We start from the raw sequence: 21855 nt of genomic DNA, 5'->3' as shown, positions 1-21855 counted from the left end.
CGGCCCTTCGCCCATGGGGTGAACAAGCTCACGCCGGCCGCGGCGAAGGAGCGTGGCCCGCTCGGGGCCGCGGGAGCGTGCGATCAGGCAAACTGGACGTTTGGCCGTGCAGTGTCCGGCCGCGTCCGTCGCCGAGCCGCAGAAAGGCAGCCGCGCGTGAATGGTCCGCTCATCGTCCAGTCCGACAAGACCCTGCTCCTCGAGGTCGACCACGAGCAGGCCGACGAGTGCCGCCGGGCCATCGCACCCTTCGCGGAGCTGGAGCGGGCGCCCGAGCACATCCACACCTACCGGGTGACCCCGCTCGGCCTGTGGAACGCGCGGGCGGCCGGGCACGACGCCGAGCAGGTCGTGGACGCGCTGGTGCAGTACAGCCGCTACCCGGTGCCGCACGCGCTGCTCGTCGACATCGCCGACACCATGGACCGCTACGGCCGGCTCAGCCTGGTCAAGCACCCGGCGCACGGACTGGTGCTCACCAGCACCGACCGGCCGGTGCTGGAGGAGGTGCTGCGCTCGAAGCGGATCGCGCCGCTCGTCGGCGCCCGGATCGACCCGGACACGGTCGTCGTGCATCCCTCGGAGCGCGGGCAGATCAAGCAGACGCTGCTGAAGCTGGGCTGGCCGGCCGAGGACCTCGCCGGGTACGTGGACGGCGAGGCGCACCCCATCGAGCTGGTCGAGGACGGGTGGGCGCTGCGCCCGTACCAGAAGCAGGCCGTGGAGAACTTCTGGCACGGCGGTTCCGGTGTGGTGGTCCTGCCCTGCGGGGCGGGCAAGACGCTGGTCGGCGCCGGGTCGATGGCGCAGGCGAAGTCGACGACGCTGATCCTGGTCACCAACACGGTCTCGGCGCGGCAGTGGAAGCACGAGCTGGTGCGGCGGACCTCGCTGACCGAGGACGAGATCGGCGAGTACAGCGGGACGAAGAAGGAGATCCGGCCCGTCACCATCGCCACGTACCAGGTGCTGACGACGAAGCGGAAGGGCATCTACCCGCATCTGGAGCTGTTCGACTCCCGTGACTGGGGGCTGATCCTCTACGACGAGGTGCATCTGCTGCCGGCGCCGGTCTTCAAGTTCACCGCCGACCTCCAGGCCCGGCGGCGACTCGGGCTGACGGCGACCCTGGTGCGTGAGGACGGCCGCGAGTCGGACGTGTTCTCGCTGATCGGTCCGAAGCGGTTCGACGCGCCGTGGAAGGAGATCGAGGCGCAGGGGTACATCGCGCCCGCCGACTGCGTGGAGGTCCGGGTGAATCTCACCGACTCCGAGCGGCTGGCGTACGCGACGGCCGAGCAGGAGGAGAAGTACCGGTTCTGCTCGACGACGGCGACCAAGCAGAAGGTGACCGAGGCGATCGTCCGGCGGTTCGCGGGGCAGCAGACCCTGGTCATCGGGCAGTACATCGACCAGCTCGACGAGCTGGGCGAACACCTGGACGCGCCCGTCATCAAGGGCGAGACGTCCAACGCCCAGCGGGAGAAGCTGTTCGAGGCATTCCGGCAGGGCGAGATCAGTGTCCTGGTGGTGTCCAAGGTCGCGAACTTCTCCGTCGACCTGCCGGAGGCGACGGTCGCCATCCAGGTGTCGGGCACGTTCGGCTCCCGGCAGGAGGAGGCGCAGCGGCTCGGGCGGGTGCTGCGGCCCAAGGCGGACGGGCACCAGGCCCACTTCTACTCCGTGGTCGCCCGGGACACCATCGACCAGGACTTCGCGGCGCACCGGCAGCGGTTCCTGGCGGAGCAGGGGTACGCCTACCGGATCATGGACGCGGACGAGCTCCTGACGGAGAGCTGAGCGGGCGCGTCATCCCTCGGGCAGGTTGAACACCAGCGCGAGGACGACCAGCCAGGGCAGCAGCGACAGGCCCGCCAGCCACAGGCGCGGCACCGACCAGCGGCGGGTCCACGGCAGCAGCCAGGCGGCGAACCAGGCGCCGCCCGCGAGGATGCCGCCGTAGAACAGCGTTCCGAAGATGACGCTCAGGGTGTTGGTCAGCGCGGCCGAGCAGTTGTCGGGGCCGCAGCTGTCGGTCGCCATGACCGACAGCCCGCCGAACAGCACGGCCAGCGGCGCGAGCATCGCCCCGAGCCCGGTCGCGACGGCGGGCGCGACCCAGGCCCGCGGATCCCGCTCGTCCCGGTACCGCCGCCCCGACGACACACCATGATGCTGGCTCATGGCCCCAGCGAACCGCCCCCGGGCCCCCCGCCGCACCGGCGCGCGTACTCACCCGGGTGCGTCCGCGTACTCACCCGCCGGTGAGGGCAAGGGCGAGGCCCGCGGGCAAGCACACCTCCCCACAGCCCCGGCCCGGGACACCGGCCCCATGCGTCCCGACGCGGAAGGCGTCCCGCGGCAGGACGGACGACGGCCCCGGCGGGGCTGCCCCGCCCCGGGGGAGGCCGGGCGCCCGCCGCGCCGGTGGCGTTCCGGGCGAGCCCGCTCCCCCCTGCACGCTTCCGCCCCCGCGGGACTGCCCCCGCCCCGCGCCCGGGACACCGGCCCCATGTGTCAACGCGCCGCCCCGACGACAGACCTCGCCCCCGCTCCGCCCGGGCCGGACGGCCCCGGCGGGGCTTCGCCCGCCCCGGGGGCCGGGGCAGACGCCACCCGCCCATCCGTCCACCGCGCCGGTGGCGTTCCGGGCGAGCCCGCTCACGGCCGCACGCTCCCGCCCCCGGGCCGCCCGCCGCGCCGGTGGCGTGCGGGCAGGTGGGCGGCGTGTTGCGGGCGGGCGGTGTGGTCAGGTGTTTGCGCTGGAGGGGCCGAAGAACTCGATTTCCGCGATGGCCACCTGCTTGTCCTTCGCGGCGGCGTGGGCCGACTCGATGGTGAAGCGGACCTTGACGGCCTCGCCGACGCGGAAGGCGCGGCGCTGGGGGCCCGCGCCCTGGTCCAGGACGATCTCCTTGGTCACTGTCTTGCCGTCGCGAAGGGTGACCACCGCCTTGAGGCGGTGCGGCAGGGCCGACTCCTTCAGCTGGTTGGCCTTCGTGGAGACACCCGGGGTGATGACCAGGTCCAGCAGGCGGGTCGGCTGGTTGAAGCCGACCTCGACCCACTCGCCCTGGCCGGACAGCTCGACCCCCGGACCCCACCAGGTGTTGTTGAGCTTGTCGATGAGCAGTTCCGGCGGGTGCTTGTCCCAGGAACGCGAGGCCGAGATCTCGTCCGGCGAGACCGGGGACCGCTTGGCGAAGTGGTCGCGGGTGGCCTGGATGCCGTCGGGGACGTACAGGACGGCCAGGATCACCAGCGTCAGTGCGACCGCCGCGCCGATCCACGTGCCGATGCTGTCGAAGACACGGCGGAGCCGGGGACGTTCACCGGCCCACGGCGTCTCGTTGCGGCGCCGGCCGAACAGACGGCGCCACCAGGGGCGGTACTCGGGCGCGTCGGAGCCGTCCTCGCTCAGCGGCATCGCGCAGCGGGCGCAGTAGTGGCGGTCGGGGCGGTTGGGCGTCGAGCACCACGGACAGGGCGGGCCGAACCCCGTGTCCGGGTTCGGGCCCGGGGTCCGCACCTGCGGCCGGTCGGCGACGGGCCGGCCGGGCAGCACGGGCGCGGCCTCGGGCGACGGGGCGGCGACGGGCGCGTCGGGTTCGGCGACCGGCACCAGGAGGGAACGGGCGCGGTCGGACGCGGACACCGTGTCGCCGGCCCCGGACGGAGCGGACTCGTCCGCGTCGGTGACCCGGGGGATCTCGTCGGTGTCGTCCTCCTCCGACTCCCGCGCGTCCGAGGACGCGGGCGCCGCGTCCGAGGGCGGTTCCGCGTCGTGGGGCCGGCGCTGCTGCGGCAGATGCGGGACGTCGTCGGAGACGTCCTCCGCGGTGCCTGCCGTGGCCGCGGGGGCGGAGGAGGCGGACACGTCGGACGAGGCGGCCGCGGCCGAGGACGCCGCGGGACGGGTGGCCGCCCGGCGACCGGCCCGGTCCCAGCCGAGCACGGCACCGCACGCATCGCAGAACGACTGCCCCGGTTCCGCGGGGGTACCGCACTCGGCGCAGTTTTGCGTGGTCATCTCTCCGAGGTCCTCTCAGCGGTGGTCACTTCGACCGTGTAGGGCATGTGGGCGGGGCGGGCCGCGGCGACGAGGGAGTCCAGGCGGAACTCGTCGGCCTTGGTGGGGTTGGGCAGCCGCAGGGTGACGTGGAGCCGCGGGCGGGGCTTACCCGGGAACCGGCCGAGGGGGCGGGCGTCCCAGTCGGCACCGCCGCTCTCGGTGATCTCCGGTTCGACGCCGAACGCCAGCCGTACCGCCTCGGACAGCCCGCGCCGGGTGCCCCGCACACGGTGCAGCCGGGCGGCCGCGGCCACCGCGGCCCGCAGCCGGGCCTCCGGCTCGCTGCCGTCGGTCTCGGCGCCGACCCAGGTGCCGAGCCACTGGGCGAAGTCCAGGGGCGTGAGCGCCGGGTCGAAGTAGACGTGGACGCAGTCGAGCACGTTGAGGATGGGCGCGAAGACGTCGTCGAGTCCGGCGACGAAGCGCTGGGCGAGCTCGTCCTCGGCGAAGACGGACGGGAGCATCGCTCCGATGGGGGCGGAGGAGCCGAGGCCGTCGACGGAACCGCGCGCGCCGGTCATGTCGCGTCCCCGATCACGCGGACCCGGTGGTCGAAGGAGAAGATCAGCGACGGCGCCGCGAGGTCGATCCGGTCGGTCGCCTCACCGCGCTTGCCGGTCAGCGGGTCGGCCGCGTGCAGGATCACCTCGTCGACGAGTTCCACGCCCGGGACGCGTTGCAGCACCGCGAACATCTCGCCGGACTGGACCGGGCGGCCGAAGGGCCAGCCCTTGCCGTCCGCGCCGCCGGTCAGCGGGTCGAGATACTCGTAGAGCGCGTCATGGGCCTGGCGCCGGACCCGGTCGGTCTCGACGCCGCGGAAGGCGTGCAGGGTGGCGACGACGGTGACGCCCTGGTAGTAGGGCGGGCCGACGGCGAGCCGGGTGCCGATGAGGCGGCGCTCGTCGAGGTACCGGGTGATGCGCGCCAGCAGGTCGTCGCCGGGGACGAGTTGCTCGAAGCGGAGCCGGCCACCGGGGTCGGGGACGGCCTGGGGGACGACCAGGACACGCACCGCGTAGGCGCCGTGCTCACCCTCCTCCCCTTCCAGGCAGGTGATGCGGGCGGTCTCCGGCGCGGCCCGGCGGGCGAGTTCCTCGTAGTCGCGCAGGGTCACGGCGCGTTCCTGCGCGCGCAGGGAGACGGGCGCCCGGACCTTGGCCTCCTCGACGGTCTCGCCGTCGACCCCGCCGCGGGCGGCCTCGCGGTTGACGACCTCGGCCACGAACGGGATGGAGCTGCGCATCACCTGGATCGCACCGCGGGCCACGTTGCCGGCCCTGCCCCCGCCGGTGCGGTAGCGGCTTGCGCGGATGACGGCGCCCTTGGGGGGCACGGCACCGTACTGGCGCAGACTCCCGTCGGGTTCACGCACGGAGGGGCCGAAGCTGATCTCGCCGGTGGTGGCGTCCAGGACGATGTGCCGGTCGTCCGGGGCGGAGGCGGCGAAGTCGGTGACGACCGTCCAGTCCTCCCAGCCGTCGAAGCCGGCGGTCTGCAGCAGGACCGGCGGGTCGTCGCCCACGACCGGGGTGTGGGTGAGGCGGAGCCGCTGGCCGGGCAGGCCGGTGGACTCGCCGAGTGTCTCGTCGTACACGGTCTCGGCGTGCACCGCCCGCGTGGTGCCGCCGATGGTGTAGGCCTCGGCCCGGCGGACGGTGGGCGAGGTGGTGTAGAAGGGCTGGCCGGGCAGCGGGTCGGTGACGCGGCAGCGCAGCCAGCCGGCCTCGTGGCCGCCGTTGCGGGACAGGATGTGGCCGCCCGGAACGTGCAGGACGATGTCGCCGGGCCGGTTGAGACCGCCGGTGCCGTCGCGGTCGACCTCGCAGGGCTGCCAGCCGTCCGCCGTCCACGCCTCCCAGACCAGCGGGGGCTGGCGCGGGTCGACACCGACACCGTCGACGCGGCTGTCGAGTTCCAGGGCGAGGGCGCAGTGCGGGACGGCGGCGCTGAGGCCGACGAGCATGCAGTCGCCGGGCGAGGGGGCCTCGGCGAAGCACATGAGGTCCTTGCCCTCGGTGAGGTCGGTGGTCTGGTCGGTGACGGCCTCGCCCTGGCGCTGCACCGCCAGGCGGCGCAGCGCGCTCGGGACGACGGTCAGGTCGCGTTCGGTCGCGAAGATCACCGCCTCCTCCCGTTCGGTGCGCAGGGTCGCGACCTCCGTGCCGACCGGGACGTGGATCGGCTCCTCCTGCGGCGCGGACAGCCAGAACGTGACGTCGGTGCGCGCGGCGGAGGGCGGGAACAGGGAGATGCCCACCAGATCGAGGAAGGCCAGATGGTTCTTCTCGGGAACCCGGTTGAGCCGGTAGACGATCTGGTCGGCCATGTGGGCGACCGTCTCGATCAGGGTGATGCCGGGGTCGGAGACGTTGTGGTCGGTCCACTCCGGGGCGCGCTGCTGGATGTAGCGCTTGGCATCGTCGACGAACTGCTGGAAGCGCCGGTCGTCGAGGTTCGGGGAGGGCAGGGACATCAGCGGTCGCTTTCGGGAGAGCCGGGGAGGCCCGGGCGGTCCGGGAGGAGGCCTGGGCCGGCGGAGCCGTCGGAGGCGCCTGACGCGCCCGGCTCGTCGTGGGACGGGATGACGTAGAACGGGAACACGAGGCTGCGGGGGTTGTTGGTCCCGCGGATGGAGTAGCGCACGTCGATGTAGAGGACGCTCTGGTCGGCGCCGGCGGTGACCGAGACGTCCTGCACCTCGATGCGCGGCTCCCAGCGGTCCAGGCTGGCGTGGACCTCGTACTGGATGCGGCCGGCGGTCTGGTCGTTGACCGGGGCGAAGACGAGGTCGTGGATGGCGCAGCCGAACTCCGGGCGCATCGGCCGCTCCCCCGGCGCGGTGGCGAGGACCAGCCGGATGGCCTCCTCGATCTCCCGCTCGCCGCTGACCAGGGCGATGCCTCCGGTGGGTCCGATGCGCAGGGGGAAGGCCCAGCCGGAGCCGACGAATTGTTCGGCCATCAGGCGATCACCTGTTCCTTCCGGGAGTCGTACGCCTCGTGTGCGTCACGGTCGCTGTCGTCCTCGCTGTCGCCGTCACGGGATCGGGTAGGGCTTGTTGTTGACCATGACCATGCCCTGGAGCATGAGCGTGGCGGCGCGGATGCCCACGTTGGCGATGGAGTTGATCTGGAGGGTGCCGCCGGAACTGATCGAGGTGGCGCCCAGCGCCTTGAAGTTGAGCGCTCCCATCGCGTCGAGCGTGACGGCGCCGGTCGGCGACTTGACGTTGACGAGGCTGCGGCCCTCGATGTTGAGGAGACCGCCGCTCTTGATGGTGAGGTTGCGCCGCGCGCTCAGGGTCAGATCGGTGCCCGCCTCGATGTCCACCGAGCGGCTGCCCTTGATGCTGACCGTCCCCTTGCTGTCGACGGTGATCTCGGTCTTGGTCCGGTCGAGGTGGATGGTCAGCTTGTCGTCCCCGCTGGCGATCCGTACGCCCTGCGTGCGCCCGCCGGTCTGCTGGCTCAGCAGGTCGACGCGGTTGCCCTGGCGGTCGGACAGGGTGTGCCGGACCGCCCGCTTGCGCAGGCCGTCGTGCAGGGGCTCCTTCTTGGTGTCGGTGGGAATGTCCCGGCCGTTGTAGAGCCCGCCGATCACGAACGGATGGTCCAGTGCACCCCGGTCGAAGCCGACCAGCACCTCGTCTCCGACGTCGTAGGGGAAGATGCTGCCGCCGTTCTTCCCGCCGAGCTGCACGGTCCGCACCCAGTCACTGACGTAGTCGTCGTCCAGCCACGGGAACTGGAGCTTGACCCACCCCCGCTTGAGGCGGTCCTGGACCTGGACGTCGGTGACGATCGCGTTGGCCACGCTGGGCAGCCGGGGAGCGCCGGCGTCCGCGCTGCCGCCCGACGCCAGCCCGTACAGGGAGCGCCACTGCCGTCCGCTGACGGTCACCCAGGACTCGTAGTGCTTCCCTGCGGCGAAGACATGGCGGACGGAGGTGACGGTGTACTTGCCCTCGAAGGGGTGCCCGACATTGGCGAGGGCCACGGGCACCCCGGGCCGAAGTTCCGGGTTACCGTGCACGGAGACCTCCAACTCGGCGAAGGAGGAGGTGACGTCGTCAGCGAGGGCCTCGGCGGCGTACCGGACCTCGGCCGGCTTGTCGTACGGCGTGCCGGTCTCGACGAGCTTGGCGGACTTGAACGCCCCCGCGGCATCGCCCGGGGTGAAACCGATGTCGAAACCCGGGTGGGAGACGGCGGGGGAGGGAAGGCTGATCTTTTCCTTGAGGGTGACGTCCCAGCCGCGTGACTCGACCCTGCCGACCTGGTCGGCTGCGGTGACGGCGGCCCGCAGCCGCAGGATGTCGCGGCCGCCCTCCAGGACGAAGGCGCTCTTGTCGCCGTCCAGCGAGGGCGGGGGCGCGCCGGAGGACGGCTTCGGCTTGACGAACTGGAACTTCCCGTCGGCGTCGACCGACATGACCATCTCGTTCTCGCCGGCGAGCCGGGACAGGAAGTCCCAGTCGGTGACGTTGGCCTGGCTGATGAACTCGTAGACCGTCTTCGTCTGCTGGATCCGGCCAATGGGCACACCGTCCAGGGCGGCGAGCTTCCTGACGATGTCGGAGGCGGTCTGGTTGCGGTACGCGGCGACGCGGCGCTGCCGCATCAGGCGGTGGCCAAGGTCGTAGCCGCGTATGACGGTGTAGGTTCCGGTGCCGTCGTAGTCGGCCTCCATGCCGGTGACCTCGCCGGTCAGCAGCGGGTCGGAGCCGCCCTCGCCGCCGGACACGGGGGTGAGGACCACCTCGCTGCCGAAGCGCACGTTGAGCTTGCCGAGGATCACCCGGTAGGGGTCGCGGAAGGTGAGCCGGAACGCGGCCGGAACCCCGACGCCCTGGTCGACCCAGCTGTCGACGAGCATCGGAGCGAGCTCGGTGGGCAGTTCGGCGCCGTTGATGGTCGCCTTGATGATGCTGGAGAACGCGGCCTGCACCATCAGCGACGCACCTGCTCCGCGGCGGGCAGCACGAGTTCGTCGCCGGTCCGCAGCCTGGACGGGTCGTCGATGCCGTTGGCCTCGGCGATGGCCCGCCAGGCGTTCGAGTCGCCGTACTCCTGGAACGCGAGCGACTGGAGCGAGTCACCCGCGATGACCTGGTGCACACGCTGGGCGTTGAGCGCGCCCGAGGTCGGGTTCTGTCCCGGCGACGTGCTGGGGATCTCGCGCAGCTCCAGCTGGCAGGTGGCACGGATGGGCATGCCCGAGGTGCCGAACAGCGTGTAGGACGCGTTGACGGACTCCACGTACGCGGTGAACCGGGCCGTGGAGAACGACCCCCACTGGAAGACCACCCACGGCGGTGACGGCCGGTCGGCGGCGTAGCTCAGGGTGGTGACCTGGCAGCAGGCCAGCAGTGCCTCCACCCCCTTCATCACGTCGTTGCTGTCGGGATCGTCGGAGCGGTCCAGGAAGACCTCCACGCTCATCGCGCGTGGCTGGGTGCCCAGGAACTCCGGCCGCGTGGTCTTCCGCACGTTCGGTGCCGGGGTGAACTTCCAGTCCGCGCGCCGGTTGATCGACAGCTGGTCGGGGTTGAACTCAAGATCGAACGTCTTGACGAGGGGACCGGGCTTGGTGCTGGTCTTGGACGCCGGCGGCTCGTGGATCGCCAGGGTGGCGTGCACGAGGCTGCCCATGAGCTCGGCGAGTTTGCCGGCGGTTTTGCTGCTGATGAGGGCCATGAGGGGGCCGTCCTTCTCCCTGTCCGTGTCCTGCGGCCGGTCAGTCGTCCTCGTCGGATTCCGTGTCCGTGAAGCCGTGGTGGGCGATCTCCAGGACCTCCATCGCCACGGCCGGATTGTTGGGGTTGAGGCTGGGGCCCTGCCAGCTGACCGGCAGGACGTCGAGCAGCCCCCACCGGGCGACCTCCGAGCCGTCCGCGCGCATGGCCACGATCTGGGCGGTGGGCCGGTCGATGCCCGTCTGGATGGACGAGATCCACTTGGCGACCTTGCCGCTCTTGGGGGTGACGGGCCGGGTCAGCCGGATGTTCGAGAAGGTGATGCGGGTCGGCAGCTGCCAGACGAACCCGTTGTTCCCGCCGTCCACCCGCTGCTCGATCTCCACCTGGGAACCCAGGCCTTCGCACTCGTTGAAGAAGCCCAGGTCGTCGTCGTCGATGCTGAGCTTGAAGAAAATTGTCGAGGCCGGATCCTTGCGGGTCATCGGGGAGGTGCCTTTCTTCGTGTCGTGTGGGTCCGGCGTGGCCGGGTGGCCCGTCCGTTCGTGAGGCGGGCGGTGGACCGGTGGGCCCCTCAGGTGCGCGGGTCTCGGAGCCTGCCGATCCGTTCTCGGTCCAGACGCAACTCGGTGCGGATGTGGCGAGTGATGGGGTCGATCACCCGGTTCACCAGCTCGTCGATCTGGAAGGGGGTGAGCTTCTCCGGGTCGAACGCACCGGCGGGAACCGCTTGGTACGAAGGCGGCGGGTCGTCGGAGGAGGCCGCCGCGTACGGAGGTGGCTCGGGGGGCGGGTTGCCGGACGACTGCCTCCGCTGGACGGACGTCCGGTTGGCCGGGCGTGGTCCGGAGGAGGCGGGGCCCTGCGTGGTCCGGGGGCCGCTCTGTGGACCGCCGGACGACGTGGCGACGCCGCTCGTGCCCGCGGTGCGGCGCTGCACGGCGGGCGCGGTCGGTCCGGCGCCTGCGGGGGGCGCGGGGGCCGCCGGTGCGGCGGGCTTCGGCAGAGGCGGGGGCGGTGACACCGACGGCGGGGTCAGGGGGGCCACCGGGAGGGGGGTCGCGGTGGCCCCGGCGCCGAGCGTGCCGGAGCGGCGCAGGGGGACCGTGCCGACGGGCGCGGGGCGGGAGGCGGACTTCCGCTGGACGGCCGGGGCCGCGGGAGCGGCGGGGGTGGCCGGAGCCGCGGTGCCGGACGGGGACACCGGGGAGGCCGGGGACGGGGACGGCGCGGGCGCCGGGGGCGTCATCGGCAACGGGGGAAGGGCCGGCGGAACCGGAGGAGTCACGGCGGCACGCTGCACCGGCACCGACGGCGCGGGACCGGGGGCGGGGGCGGGGGCGGCGGCCCTCGCGGTCACGGGAGCCCCCAGCGCACTGCGCGCCCTGCGCTGGACGACGGGAGCAGCAGGCGCGGCAGGAGCAGCGGGGGTGGCGGGGGCGGCCGTCTCCGACGAGGACCCCCGGGACGGCGAGGACGACGCCGGGGACGACTGAGGCGACGAGGACGACGCCGGGGACGACTGGGACGACGAAGACGACGAAGACGCCACCGGCAACGAAGAAGCGGACCGCGCACCCGCGCGAGACGCCGCAGCGCGCTGCACCGGCATCGACGGCCCGGCACCGGGACCGTCGGCATGCCGGGCCACAGGAGCGCCCAGCGCGGTGCGCCGGACAGCGGGAGCAGCAGGAGCGGTGGGGGTGGCGGGGGCGGCCGTCTCCGACGAGGACCCCCGGGACGGCGAGGACGACGCCGGGGACGACTGAGGCGACGAGGACGACGCCGGGGACGACTGGGACGACGAAGACGACGAAGACGCCACCGGCAACGAAGAAGCGGACGGCGTACCCGCGCGGGACGCCCCAGCGCGCTGAATCGGCACCGACGTGTACCCCAGGCCCGAGCCGGCCCGAGTGCTTGGCGCGGGACCGGGGGCGGCGGCCCGCGCGGGCGGTCCCGCGTCCGGCGACGACGAGAGGGGGGCGCCCAGACCGGGCCGGGAACCCGTCTCGGCCGCACGGCTCGACGGTTGGGTCGGCGTGGACGCCTTCCTCGCCGGTGCGCCCGCCGCGGAGCTCGCGGAGCGCTGCACCGCGGGTGCCGCCGTACCGGGGGTCGCGTCGCCGGTACCCGGCGCAGGGCGCACGGGAGGCCGGGAGGCCGACTGCTCTGACGCGGTCCCACCCGCACCGATGGCCCCGACGGGACGGTCGGGGCGGGCGGGCGATGGGGAGGGAGGAGCAGGGGGATCCGAGGCGGAGCGGTCGACGCCTGTCAGCGGCGGAGCGCCGGGTTCCGCCGCGTCACTTCGGGCGCCCGGCGTACGGCTGCCCGGGGACGCGGCGCGCTGGACCTGCCGGGGAGTACCGGATGCCGGGCCGGGCCGGGGGCCGTTGTCGGCAGGCGCCCGTCGGGCCGCGCCGCTCGCTGCCGTCCCCCCCGCATCGGAGCCGCTCCGTCCTGCGGCCCCCCGCACGGGACCCGTGGCCGGACCGGACACCTCACCCGAGACCGCACGCTGCACCGGCGTACCCGCCCCCGCACGCGACGAGGAAGCAGCAGCGGGAGCCGACGGCCCCTCACCGGCCGAAGCCGAAGCGGAACCGCCGCGAACGGCACCGCCGTCCGCCTCGGATCCGGTGGCCGGACCGGACGCGTCACGCGACAGCGCACGCTGCACCGGAGCGGAAGGAGAACCCGGCTGCGGCACCGGCGTCGAAGACGAAGCCGAAGCCGCAACAGGGGCAGAACCGCCCGCCTCGGAGCCGCCCCGTCCCCCGGCCCCCCGCACGGGACCCGTGTTCGGACCGGACACCTCACCCGAACGTGACGAAGGAACAGAGGCGGAAGCAGAAGCAGACGGCGCGTCACCCGCCGCCGTCCGCTGCACCCGAGTGCCCGGCCCGGTACTGGGCGCGGGCGTTCTCCGGCTGCCGGACGCACCCGGTGAGGACGAGGGTGCGCTGGTCGCGCCGGATTGCGGAGCCGTTCCCCGCGTCGGCGGGTTCGGGGCGGCTGCCCGCTGCACCGGGAGGCCGGCCGGCCCGGCGCCCCGCGCAGCGGAACCGGCGGAGTCGGCCGGCCGCTCGGGTGCGGATGCGGCTGCGGATGTGCCCGACGGGGTGCCGGACGGACGTGCGGCTGCCCGGCCCGAAGTGTCGGTCACCGCCGCGGTGCCGGCGGAGGCGGCCGGAGCCGGCGGGCCCGGCTCCCCCTTGTCGCCGTCCGCCGTCGACGGAGCGGGCGCCGAGGGGGCGGCCGGTGCGGTGCCCCGGGTCCGGCGGCTCACGGGCAGGGCCCGTCGCTGCACGGCCGCCGTCCCGCGCGGGGCCTGGAGCAGAGGACGCCGCGACGGCGCCGGGCCGCCGGTCGGCACCGGTGTCGCACGGATACCCCGGGCCGACGGTCCGGGGGACGGGGTGGCCGGGGTGGACCCGGCCGAGGCGGCGGACGACCGCTGGACCGGGGCGGGTGAGGACGACGCCGAGGACGACGGCGCAGTCGTCGGCGTCGGCCTCGGCGGGCCGGCCGACGGGGCCGGCGTCCCCGCCGCTCGAGGCGCCGGACCCTTCGGAGCCGCCGGAGCCGTGGACGTCACGCGCACCGGTGACGTCACAGGCACCGCGGGTTCCGGGGACTCTGCCGCCGCCGGTGTCGCCCGCAGGGGCGCGACCGGCAGCTGCCGCGGCGCGGGTCCGCCGACCGACGGCGAGGAAGGCAGCGGACGCAGGGGCTGTGTGGGCCCCGCGAGCATCCCCCGGCCCGCGTCCGGGTCGAGGACCGGGGACGGCGCCGCCGTGAACGACGGGTTCTGCCATGTCGGCAGCCGTCCGCCGAATCCGGCGTCCGCGACGCTCCGCGTGCCCCCGTCCGTCGCCCGCTGGATCCGCGGCAGGCCGGACCAGGCGGCGACGGCCGCCGGACCGGATCCCGCGGCAGGGGTGGGCGCGGACGCGGCCGGGGTCGTACCCTCGTCCGCGACCGAGCCGTTGCCCTCCTGGCCGGCGGGACGCATCTCGCCGTCACCCCGCCGACCCCGCAACCGGTCCAGGAATCCCACCCGTTCAGCCCTCCGCGCCGCGCGTCACGAGGGACGCGATCTGCTCCGTGTACAGGTGCCGGTCCCGGTGCTCCAGGTCCAGGATCGACTCCAGGCTCCAGTGGAAGTGGTAGGCGACGTACGCGATCTCCTCGTACAGCCGGTCGGTCGCGTACGTCACGATTCCCCCAGGCGGCTCCCGCCGAGTTCCACTTCGAAGGGCTCCGAACAGTGCGGGCACTGCACGGCCGCACGGGTGTGCCCCTCCGCGTTGATCTGACGGTAGAAGTCCTGGAGGAACGCCAGGTCCGAGGCGAACATGTTCTCCACGATCCCGTCGTGCACCGTCGGCAGGTCGCCCAGCCGGGTGATGACCCGGCCGAGCAGTACCACCGAGAGGTACGCCGGGTTCTCCTGCACGCGCAGGTCGCGCAGGGGAACCAGTTCGTCCCGGGCCGTCGAAAGGCGCATCGCGCCCTCCTTGTGCACCCGGCCCGAGTCGTCGACGTACCCGCGCGGCAGTTCGAAGGGGAACTCCGTGCGGACCTGGTGTTCCACTGCCGGCTCCGCCCCCGTGTGCACCGGTTCCCGGCCGGCCTGGAGTCCCGGTTCCTGGGCCGGCGCCGCGGCGGCGGGTGCGCCGGCAGCCCGTGCGGCCGTGCGTCGCATTACTCGACTTTCATTTCTTCGAAGACGATGGTGACGGTCTCGGTCGCGGTCCCCGCTTCACCGGCCTGCAGATCGCTGACCTGGACCTCACTGCACCAGGCGTTGCGCAGGTTCCACCGCTTCACCGGCATCCCCTCGGTGTCCATCATGATGATGGACGCGTTCTTCCGCGCTTCGCCCATCTGGCCGTTGATCGACGCGTTCTGCCACTTGGTGAACTCGTCGGAGACGGTCATACCGCGCTCGACGGTGCACTGACCGTTCTTCTGGATGCCCGGCAGCACAGCCACCGTGGGTTGTCCGTCCGCGGTGTTCGAATTGTGGACGATGGTGTCCTGCTGGATGGTGATACCGCTCACCTTGCTGAGGTAAGCGATCATCACTCCGTCGATCTGGAGACCGAAATTATGTGAAGTAAGGGAGTCACCCTTGCCGAAATCCATGTACTCACTGTCCTTCTAGGAGTTGGGGGCCGCGGTGGGAAGGAGATGACGCGGGCTCGGGGCCCGCGCCCGGCTACTCCTCCAGTTCGCTGCTCCCAGAGGAAAATTGCGCCAGCCGGAAGACCACGAACTCGGCGGGCTTGACCGGCGCGATACCGATCTCGCAGATGACCCGGCCCAGATCGACCGACTCGGGCGGGTTGGTCTCCTCGTCGCACTTGACGTAGTAGGCCTGCTCGGCGGTCTGGCCGAACAGGGCGCCGCTGCGCCACTCGTTGACCAGGAACGCGGAGACGTTGCGCCGGATACGGGCCCACAGCCTCTGGTCGTTCGGCTCGAACACCACCCACTGGGTGCCGATCAGGATCGACTCCTCCAGGTAGTTGAAGTACCTGCGGATGTTCAGGTACCGCCACGCCGGGTCGGAGGAGAGGGTGCGGGCGCCCCAGACGCGGATGCCGCGGCCGGGGAAGGCCCGGATGCAGTTGACCCCGATGGGGTTGAGCAGGTCCTGCTCACCGCGGGTGATCTGCAGCTCGAGGTCGATGGCGCCGCGCACGACCTCGTTGGCGGGGGCCTTGTGGATGCCGCGCTCGGCGTCGTTGCGGGCCCAGATGCCGGCGATGTGTCCGCTGGGCGGGACCAGCTGGGACTTGCCGGAGGCCGGGTCGAAGGACTTGATCCACGGGTAGTACAGGGCCGCGTACTTGGAGTCGTAACCGGCGGTCTCCTGGCGCCAGACGCGGACCTCGCGGGCGTTCAGGCTCGGAGGCGGGTCGATGATCGCGACGCGGTCGCCCATCAGCTCGCAGTGGGCGATGAGACCGAGCTGGACCGCCTTGACGGCCTCCAGGTCGATCGCGCCGCGCTGGTAGGCGGCCATCAGGTCGGGCACGGCGACCATGGAGATCTCGTCGACGGCCTCCAGACCGCCGAAGCCCGTGCGGTCGGCGGAGTCGCCGAGGTACTGGGACGGTCCCGGGTGCGCGCTCTCGGCGGGCGCGGCCTGCCCGGGGGCCGGCGGCGCGGACAGCGCCACCGTCTGGTTCTCCGGGCGGGCCAGTTGCGCGGTCGGCGCGGCCTCCGTCACCGTGATGAACTGGGAGCGCTCCTTGACCTGCGTGACGACGTAGGCCCGGTTGCCCTTCTTGGCGCTCACGTCGAACGTCTCGACCGGCTGGTCGCCGTCCTTGACGATGAGCTTGAACCGCTCGGCGGGACCCTCGCCCTCGGGGTCGGCGACCTCGACGGACAGCGGACCGTTGCGCCCGGGGGCGGTGGCCGTCACGGAGAAGGTGCCGAGCTGACGGGGCTCGGCGGCGGGCAGCGCGGCCTGGGCGTTCCGCCCCGTCACCGCGGCCGGGCCGGACGCGGTCCGCTCGCCGGCCCCGGCGGCGTCGCCGGCGGAACCGCCGACCCGGACGATGTACGCGGCCGAGCCGCCGTTGTTGAAGAACCCGTAGACGGAGTGGGCGAGGTAGTACCCCTCGGTGAAGTCGCCGAAGGCCGCGACGTACTGCGACCAGTTGGTCACCAGTGTGGGTTCGTTCAGCGGTCCGCTCGGCGCGAGTCCGACGAAGGCCGCCACCGAGGTACCCACACCCTCGATCGGGCGCGTGCCGCTGGCCACCTCCTCGACGTAGACGCCTGGCGACAGGTAGGACGGCATGCTCTGCTCTCCTCGGGGTACGAGACAGGACATCAGTGACCTTCGCGCGCGCGACCGTCCCGCCGAAACGTCCTTCGGTCCCCCGCAGGGGGCAGCACTCCTGCCCCCTGTACTGCCCCTTGGGGCAGCCGGCGTCCGGGCACCCGCGACTGCCCTCGGGGGCAGCCGTCTCTGCCCCCGCGTCTCCTGACGCCGCGTCGGACGGCGCGTAGCGTCGCGCTGTGAGCCTTTGGACCTCCCTAGAGCCCGCGTCCGCGACCGTGGATCCCGGCAGCAGTACGCGCGTACGGCTGCGGGTGCGCAACACCGGTGACGTGGTGGACGAGTACCGGTTCGAACCCGTCGGGGGTCTGGCGCCCTGGACGACCGTCGAACCGCAGACGCTCCGGCTCTATCCGGGGACGACCGGGAGCGTGGAGCTGACCTTCGCCCCACCGCGCACACCGGACGCGACGGCCGGTCCGAACCCCTACGCGGTACGGATCACCCCGACCGAACACCCGGACGCGGTGACTGTCCCCGAGGGCAATCTCACCATCACGCCGTTCACCGAGGTACGGGCCGAACTGGTGCCGCCGACGGTGAAGGGCCGTTTCCGGGGCCGGCCCCGGCTCGCCGTGGACAACCTCGGCAACACCAAGGTCACCGCCTCACTCAGCGGCAGCGACAACGGCGACCAGCTCTCCTACGAACTGCGCCCGTCCAACGTCCAGATCGAGCCCGGCCGCGCGGTCTTCGTCGACACCACGCTCAAGCCGCGGGAGACCATCTGGTTCGGGTCGAAGGTGGAACGCCCCTACACCCTGGCCGTGCGCCGTTCCGGAGCCGAGCCCACGGAGGTCGAGGGCACGTACGTCCAGCGCGGCTTCCTCCCCCGCTGGCTCGCCACCGCCCTCGCCACCACCCTGGCCCTGGCCATCGCCTTCGTCCTGATCTGGATCGCCTACAAGCCCCAGGTCCGCACCCAGGCGACGGCCCAGGCGGAGGCCGGCAACGCGCTCGCCCCCGAGGCCAGCGACGAACCCACGCTGAAGGCGCCGTCCCAGCCTCCCGCCCCGGCGTCCCCCACGGCGCCCGAGCCGCCGCCCGAGACCAAGGACGACGGCGGGGGCGGCGGCGGGAATGACGAGGAGGAGGAGAAGGAAGAGAAGGAGCGCACCGCGGCCACGGCGGTGAAGGAGGTCGCCGCGCGCAGCGAGGGCCGGCACGTCTGCTACCGCGCCTATGTCGCCGACCAGGGCTGGCAGGATCCGGTGTGCGACGGGGCGGAGGCCGGCACGGTCGGCCAGAACCTGCCCATCAAGGCCCTCAACATCGCGGTGTCGGAGACCAACGGCGTCGAGGGCAACGGGGCCCACGTCGTCGAGGGCTGGCTCACCGGCGAGGAGTGGTCGAGGGCCGAGAACGAGGTCGACATGGTCATCGGCAGCACCAAGGAGGCCGTGTCCCCGCTCTACGGGTTCACCCTCGGGACGAAGGCGGGCTCCGTCTGCGTCGAGACGTATGTGCAGGAATTCGAGTGGCTGGAGAACAAGTGCTCTCCGGCCGACAAGTGGGACACCTACGGCAGCCCCTTCGACAACCGCAAGCAGCTGGAGGCCGTCCGCATCACCGTGTGAGCGCGCTGTCCGTACGACGGGCCGCCGGGACCGCGGGTGTCCCGGCGGCCCGTTCGTTCACCAGCCGCCTTCGCCCGGCACCAGCCGGCCCGCCTTGCGGTACTCGCGGCGGGCGCCCTCCAGCAGGTCGGCCGCGCCGACCGCTTCGTCCCGTCCGGCGGCGAGGTAGGCGGCGGTCACCACCGCGCTGCGGATGGATCCGCCGGCCAGCTCGAACTCCCGCGCCAGGGGCGCCGGGTCGATGCCGTCCTGGCACGGCACGTGCGACAGCCCGTGCCGCCACAGGGCCAGGCGCTGGTCGGGGTCGGGGAAGGGGAAGTCGACCACCAGGTCCAGGCGCCGGGTGAACGCCTCGTCGATGTTGGCGCGCAGGTTGGTGGTGAGCAGCGCGATGCCGCCGAAGGACTCCAGCCGCTGGAGCAGGTAGGCACTCTCCATGTTGGCGTAGCGGTCGTGGGAGTCCTTGACCTCGGAGCGCTTGCCGAAGACCGCGTCGGCCTCGTCGAAGAGGAGCACGGCGTCCGTGCGGTCGGCCTCCGTGAAGATGCGTTCGAGGTTCTTCTCGGTCTCGCCGACGTACTTGTCCACGACCGACGACAGCTGGATGACGTACAGGTCGAGGCCCAGGTCGGCGGCGACCACCTCCGCGGAGAGGGTCTTGCCGGTGCCGGACTCGCCCGCGAACAGGCCGAGTACGCCCCGGCCGCGTCCGCCGCCCGCGTTGAGCCGCCACTCGCCGAGGACCCGTTCGCGGTGCCGGGCGCGCAGGGCGAGTTCCCGCAGCTGGGCGAGGGGGCCGTCGGGCAGGACGAGATCCCGCCAGTCCACGGCGGGGCGGATGCGGCGGGCGTGGCGTTCCAGGCCCGAGGCCGACTGGCGGCGGGCGGCGAGCCGGACGTGGCCGGCGGTGAGCGGGCCGCCTTCGAAGGCGGCGAGGGCGCGGGCCGCCTGCGCGGCGCGCCGCACGCGGTCCCCGCCGAGGCGGTAGGGGGCGACGGTGGCGGCCAGGTCGAACCCGGCGGCGTCCGCGTCGGGGCCCAGCGCCGCCCGCCAGGCCGCCGCGGCGGCCGTCCCGGCCCCCTGCTGCGGGGCCTCCAGCACCAGCGGGTCGTGGGGCGACCACTGGGGGTCGTACGGGCGGGGGTCCGTGACCAGCACGGTCACGTCCGGCGCCTCGGTCAGCGCCCGCACCAGGGGGCCCGGCTGCTCGCCCAGGCCGGTCACGACGGCGGCCCGGCCGGTCAGGCGTGCCTCCCGCAGCAGTTCGGGGACGCGGTCCGCGACGTCCGAGGTCCACAGCGCGTCGACGCCCGCGGCGCGCAGGGCAGCGGAGAAGACGGTCAGGCCGTCGCCCTCGCGGTGCTCCCGCAGGTAGACGGTGAGCGGGCCGGTCTTCAGCAGGGTCGCGAGGCGGTGCGTGAACTCGTCGGGGCCGACGCCGGGCAGCGGCTCCGGCACCGGGTGCAGCCGGCCGAGGAGGGCGGCGTCCGGGGTGTCGTCGCCGAGCAGATGGGCGATCAGCCGGTCGGGGACGCGCAGCGAGCGGCTGAGGAAGGGGCGTTCGGGCTCCTCGACCTCCAGCAGTCCGAGGGCGCGCAGGGGTGCCGCGGCGGAGAAGCGGGCGCGGGCCTCGGGGCTGTGCGCCGGTATTCCGCAGAGGTCCAGGGCGAGGGCCGTGGTGGCACGGCGGCGGCTGACGTCGTCGTTGAGGTAGCCGTAGAGCGCCTCGAAGGAGCGGTCGATGTCGGGGGCGAGGGCGATGAGCAGCACGGCGGCGTCGAGCTCGGTCAGCTCCCCGCGCGCGGCGAGCTCCGCCAGCCGGTCACCGGTGCCCCTGGGGGCCAGGGTCTCCCCGGGCGCGGGCGGGTCGGCGGTGGGCCGGGGGCGCAGCAGGTGACGTACCGCGTCCTCGGAGAGGTACAGGCCGCGCAGCGGATCCCCGGCCGAGGGGTCCCCGGCGGAACGCGCGTCGACCAACGCGGCGCCCCGCTCGCGCAACACGGCGAGCCGGCCGGCCAGCATCCCCGCGGGATCAGCGCCCTCGGCCCCGCCCCTACCCCGGACGCCCATGCCGTCACCCACTCCCTTCCACGCGCCGTCGAACGAGGATTCCCCCGGCACGGCCGACACCGGACCCCGCGCACGAGCGGCGGGCGGTCCGGCGGACGCACCGTCAGCCGACACGAAGTCATAGGCGCCGTCCGGCCCCGCACCCCGGACTCCGCCCGCAGCCGCGGCCGCTTCCTCCGACGCCGAGACAGACGAACCGGCCCCCGACCCGGCGACCGGTTCAGCAGGAGAAGCCACCCGCGCACCGGAGCGGCCGAGCGCCGACGGCGCGTCACGCAGATCCGGAGCACCGCTCAAAGCCGCGGGCGCCTCCCTCAACGGCGCAGCAGACGGACCGACACCCGGCGCGACAGCCGGTCCGGCGAGAGAACCGCCATCCCGCCCCGCGCCCCGCGCACCGGAGCGGCCGGGCGCAAGCGGCGCGTCACGCAGACCCGCGGGCCCGCCACCGCCCGAGGCCACAGGCGCTTCCTTCGACGGCGCGGCGGACGCACCGGCACCCGACCCGGCAACCCGTTCAGCAGGAGAAGCCCCGTCCGCCCCCACGCCCCGCGCACCGGAACGGCCGGGTGCCGACGGCGCAACGCGCAGGTCCGGGGCAGCGCCCAGGGCTGCGGCCCCTTCCTCCGGCGGCGCGGCGACCGGTTCGGCGGGAGAGCCGCCGTCCGGCCCGGCGCCACGGGCGCCGGCGCGGCCGGGCGCCGACGGCGTGGCGCGCAGGTCGGGGGCGTCGGCGTGCGGGGTGGCCGCTTCGTCGTGCGGGTTCGTCATCGCGCGTCCGGCCGGTTGGACGCCGTCCTCTCCCGGGCGGCGCGGGCTTTCGCGACCTGATGGGGCCGGTGGGAGCGGCCGGCGGGAACGGGCTGCTCCCCCTTGGTGTCGTGGAGCCGGACCGTCGCGCCCTCGGTGACCAGCGGCCCGGACTCCACATCCGGCAGGACCGGGAAGGGCGCGGTCACCACAAGGTCCAGGGACGGTTTCAGCTCGCCGCCCAGCGCCGTCCAGATCTCGGCGAGGGAGCGGGACTCCGTCTGGATGCCCGCCACCGTGACCGGCATCGACAGACCCAGTTCACCGAGCGCGGGCGGAAGTTGGGACGGCGGGAGGAGCTCGCGGGGCAGCAGCGTCGTCAGCACGGCGGCCAGCAGCCGGTGTTCGTCCTGCGGGGTCTTCGTCCACGCCGTGACCAGGTACGACAGCCGGAACCACCGCGGCGGCCGACGCCGGCTCACCTCGTAGTTCTCCTCGCCGAGGACAGGCGCCAAGCCGCGCTGCCGCCGCTTCACGTCCTCCCGGATGTCGTACAGGTAGACGTTGATCACGGGAGCGTTGCGCCGCGCCGCCCAGTCACGGGTCGGGGCCTCGAAGGAGACGTCGATGTCGGAGCCGGAGAGCGCCCCGCCCTTGATGAGCTCCTTGACGGTGTCGTCCACTACGTGGATCACCCGTTCGCCTCCGCCCCGCCGTGTCCGTACCGCCGTGCCACCGGCCCGCTCACCTCGTCGTATCCACCCGTCCCCGATCGTGCACCGGGGGGACCTCGGGCCGCAGGCGCGCCGGGGACGGCGGACGG

18 protein-coding genes are annotated in these 21855 nt (G+C 73.4%); 3 read left to right on the top strand and 15 right to left on the bottom strand.

What is annotated here, in order from left to right:
* Nucleotides 1-156: 156 nt before the first annotated feature.
* Complete coding sequence (locus AC5L3C_RS20715) at nt 157-1800, top strand: DNA repair helicase XPB (protein WP_493650252.1); 1644 nt, start codon at nt 157-159, stop codon at nt 1798-1800.
* A gap of 9 nt (nt 1801-1809) precedes the next feature.
* Here the strand turns inward: AC5L3C_RS20715 and AC5L3C_RS20710 are convergent, their stop codons facing one another.
* From AC5L3C_RS20710 to AC5L3C_RS20670, 9 genes are all read right to left on the bottom strand, one after another.
* A complete protein-coding gene (locus AC5L3C_RS20710) occupies nt 1810-2184 on the bottom strand; it encodes a hypothetical protein (RefSeq protein ID WP_125505683.1) in 375 nt (124 codons plus the stop codon).
* A gap of 565 nt (nt 2185-2749) precedes the next feature.
* Nucleotides 2750-4030: an NADase-type glycan-binding domain-containing protein gene (locus AC5L3C_RS20705; protein ID WP_493650251.1), complete on the bottom strand. Its 1281-nt coding sequence runs from the start codon at nt 4028-4030 to the stop codon at nt 2750-2752.
* The gene (locus AC5L3C_RS20700; RefSeq protein WP_125505681.1) at nt 4027-4593 is read right to left on the bottom strand and encodes a phage tail protein; all 567 of its coding nucleotides are present in this window, start codon (nt 4591-4593) and stop codon (nt 4027-4029) included. The genes AC5L3C_RS20705 and AC5L3C_RS20700 overlap by 4 nt, the downstream gene beginning before the upstream one ends.
* Entirely contained in the window at nt 4590-6548 is a 1959-nt protein-coding gene (locus AC5L3C_RS20695) for a putative baseplate assembly protein (protein WP_125505680.1), read from the bottom strand. The genes AC5L3C_RS20700 and AC5L3C_RS20695 overlap by 4 nt, the downstream gene beginning before the upstream one ends.
* The gene (locus AC5L3C_RS20690) at nt 6548-7036 is read right to left on the bottom strand and encodes a GPW/gp25 family protein (protein WP_125505679.1); all 489 of its coding nucleotides are present in this window, start codon (nt 7034-7036) and stop codon (nt 6548-6550) included. Before AC5L3C_RS20690 ends, AC5L3C_RS20695 begins: the two co-directional genes overlap by 1 nt.
* Before the next feature lie 75 nt (nt 7037-7111).
* Nucleotides 7112-9025: a VgrG-related protein gene (locus AC5L3C_RS20685; protein WP_125505678.1), complete on the bottom strand. Its 1914-nt coding sequence runs from the start codon at nt 9023-9025 to the stop codon at nt 7112-7114.
* Nucleotides 9025-9771, bottom strand: coding sequence for a CIS tube protein (locus AC5L3C_RS20680; RefSeq protein WP_125505677.1), 747 nt, complete (start codon nt 9769-9771; stop codon nt 9025-9027). The genes AC5L3C_RS20685 and AC5L3C_RS20680 overlap by 1 nt, the downstream gene beginning before the upstream one ends.
* A gap of 40 nt (nt 9772-9811) precedes the next feature.
* Entirely contained in the window at nt 9812-10255 is a 444-nt protein-coding gene (locus AC5L3C_RS20675; RefSeq protein ID WP_125505676.1) for a phage tail protein, read from the bottom strand.
* 89 nt (nt 10256-10344) lie between these two features.
* A complete protein-coding gene (locus AC5L3C_RS20670; protein ID WP_125505675.1) occupies nt 10345-10710 on the bottom strand; it encodes a hypothetical protein in 366 nt (121 codons plus the stop codon).
* Nucleotides 10711-10834: 124 nt separating this feature from the next.
* Between AC5L3C_RS20670 and AC5L3C_RS20665 the strand changes: the two genes are divergently transcribed.
* The gene (locus tag AC5L3C_RS20665) at nt 10835-11266 is read left to right on the top strand and encodes a hypothetical protein (RefSeq protein WP_493650250.1); all 432 of its coding nucleotides are present in this window, start codon (nt 10835-10837) and stop codon (nt 11264-11266) included.
* A gap of 2571 nt (nt 11267-13837) precedes the next feature.
* On the opposite strand, the gene AC5L3C_RS20660 is transcribed toward AC5L3C_RS20665, so the two are convergent.
* From AC5L3C_RS20660 to AC5L3C_RS20645, 4 genes are all read right to left on the bottom strand, one after another.
* Entirely contained in the window at nt 13838-13993 is a 156-nt protein-coding gene (locus AC5L3C_RS20660) for a DUF6760 family protein (protein WP_164555689.1), read from the bottom strand.
* Nucleotides 13990-14481 (bottom strand): hypothetical protein, encoded by a 492-nt coding sequence (locus tag AC5L3C_RS20655; protein ID WP_125505673.1) that lies wholly within the window; start codon nt 14479-14481, stop codon nt 13990-13992. The genes AC5L3C_RS20660 and AC5L3C_RS20655 overlap by 4 nt, the downstream gene beginning before the upstream one ends.
* On the bottom strand, nt 14481-14924 hold the full coding sequence (locus AC5L3C_RS20650) for a phage tail protein (protein ID WP_125505672.1): 444 nt from the start codon (nt 14922-14924) through the stop codon (nt 14481-14483). The genes AC5L3C_RS20655 and AC5L3C_RS20650 overlap by 1 nt, the downstream gene beginning before the upstream one ends.
* 73 nt (nt 14925-14997) lie before the next feature.
* Nucleotides 14998-16593, bottom strand: coding sequence for a phage tail sheath subtilisin-like domain-containing protein (locus tag AC5L3C_RS20645; RefSeq protein WP_493650249.1), 1596 nt, complete (start codon nt 16591-16593; stop codon nt 14998-15000).
* Nucleotides 16594-16814: 221 nt separating this feature from the next.
* Here AC5L3C_RS20645 and AC5L3C_RS20640 point away from each other — a divergent pair, with 221 nt between their 5' ends.
* Nucleotides 16815-18212: a hydrolase gene (locus tag AC5L3C_RS20640; RefSeq protein WP_125505670.1), complete on the top strand. Its 1398-nt coding sequence runs from the start codon at nt 16815-16817 to the stop codon at nt 18210-18212.
* A gap of 57 nt (nt 18213-18269) precedes the next feature.
* Here the strand turns inward: AC5L3C_RS20640 and AC5L3C_RS20635 are convergent, their stop codons facing one another.
* A complete protein-coding gene (locus AC5L3C_RS20635) occupies nt 18270-20282 on the bottom strand; it encodes an ATP-binding protein (RefSeq protein WP_493650248.1) in 2013 nt (670 codons plus the stop codon).
* Between the two features lie 767 nt (nt 20283-21049).
* Nucleotides 21050-21727: a Pvc16 family protein gene (locus tag AC5L3C_RS20630; RefSeq protein WP_493650247.1), complete on the bottom strand. Its 678-nt coding sequence runs from the start codon at nt 21725-21727 to the stop codon at nt 21050-21052.
* Nucleotides 21728-21855 lie beyond the last annotated feature (128 nt).

This window comes from Streptomyces speibonae, from assembly GCF_984686075.1.
Note: the sequence above shows the minus strand (reverse complement) of the source record. Positions and strands in the feature narration are given on the sequence as shown.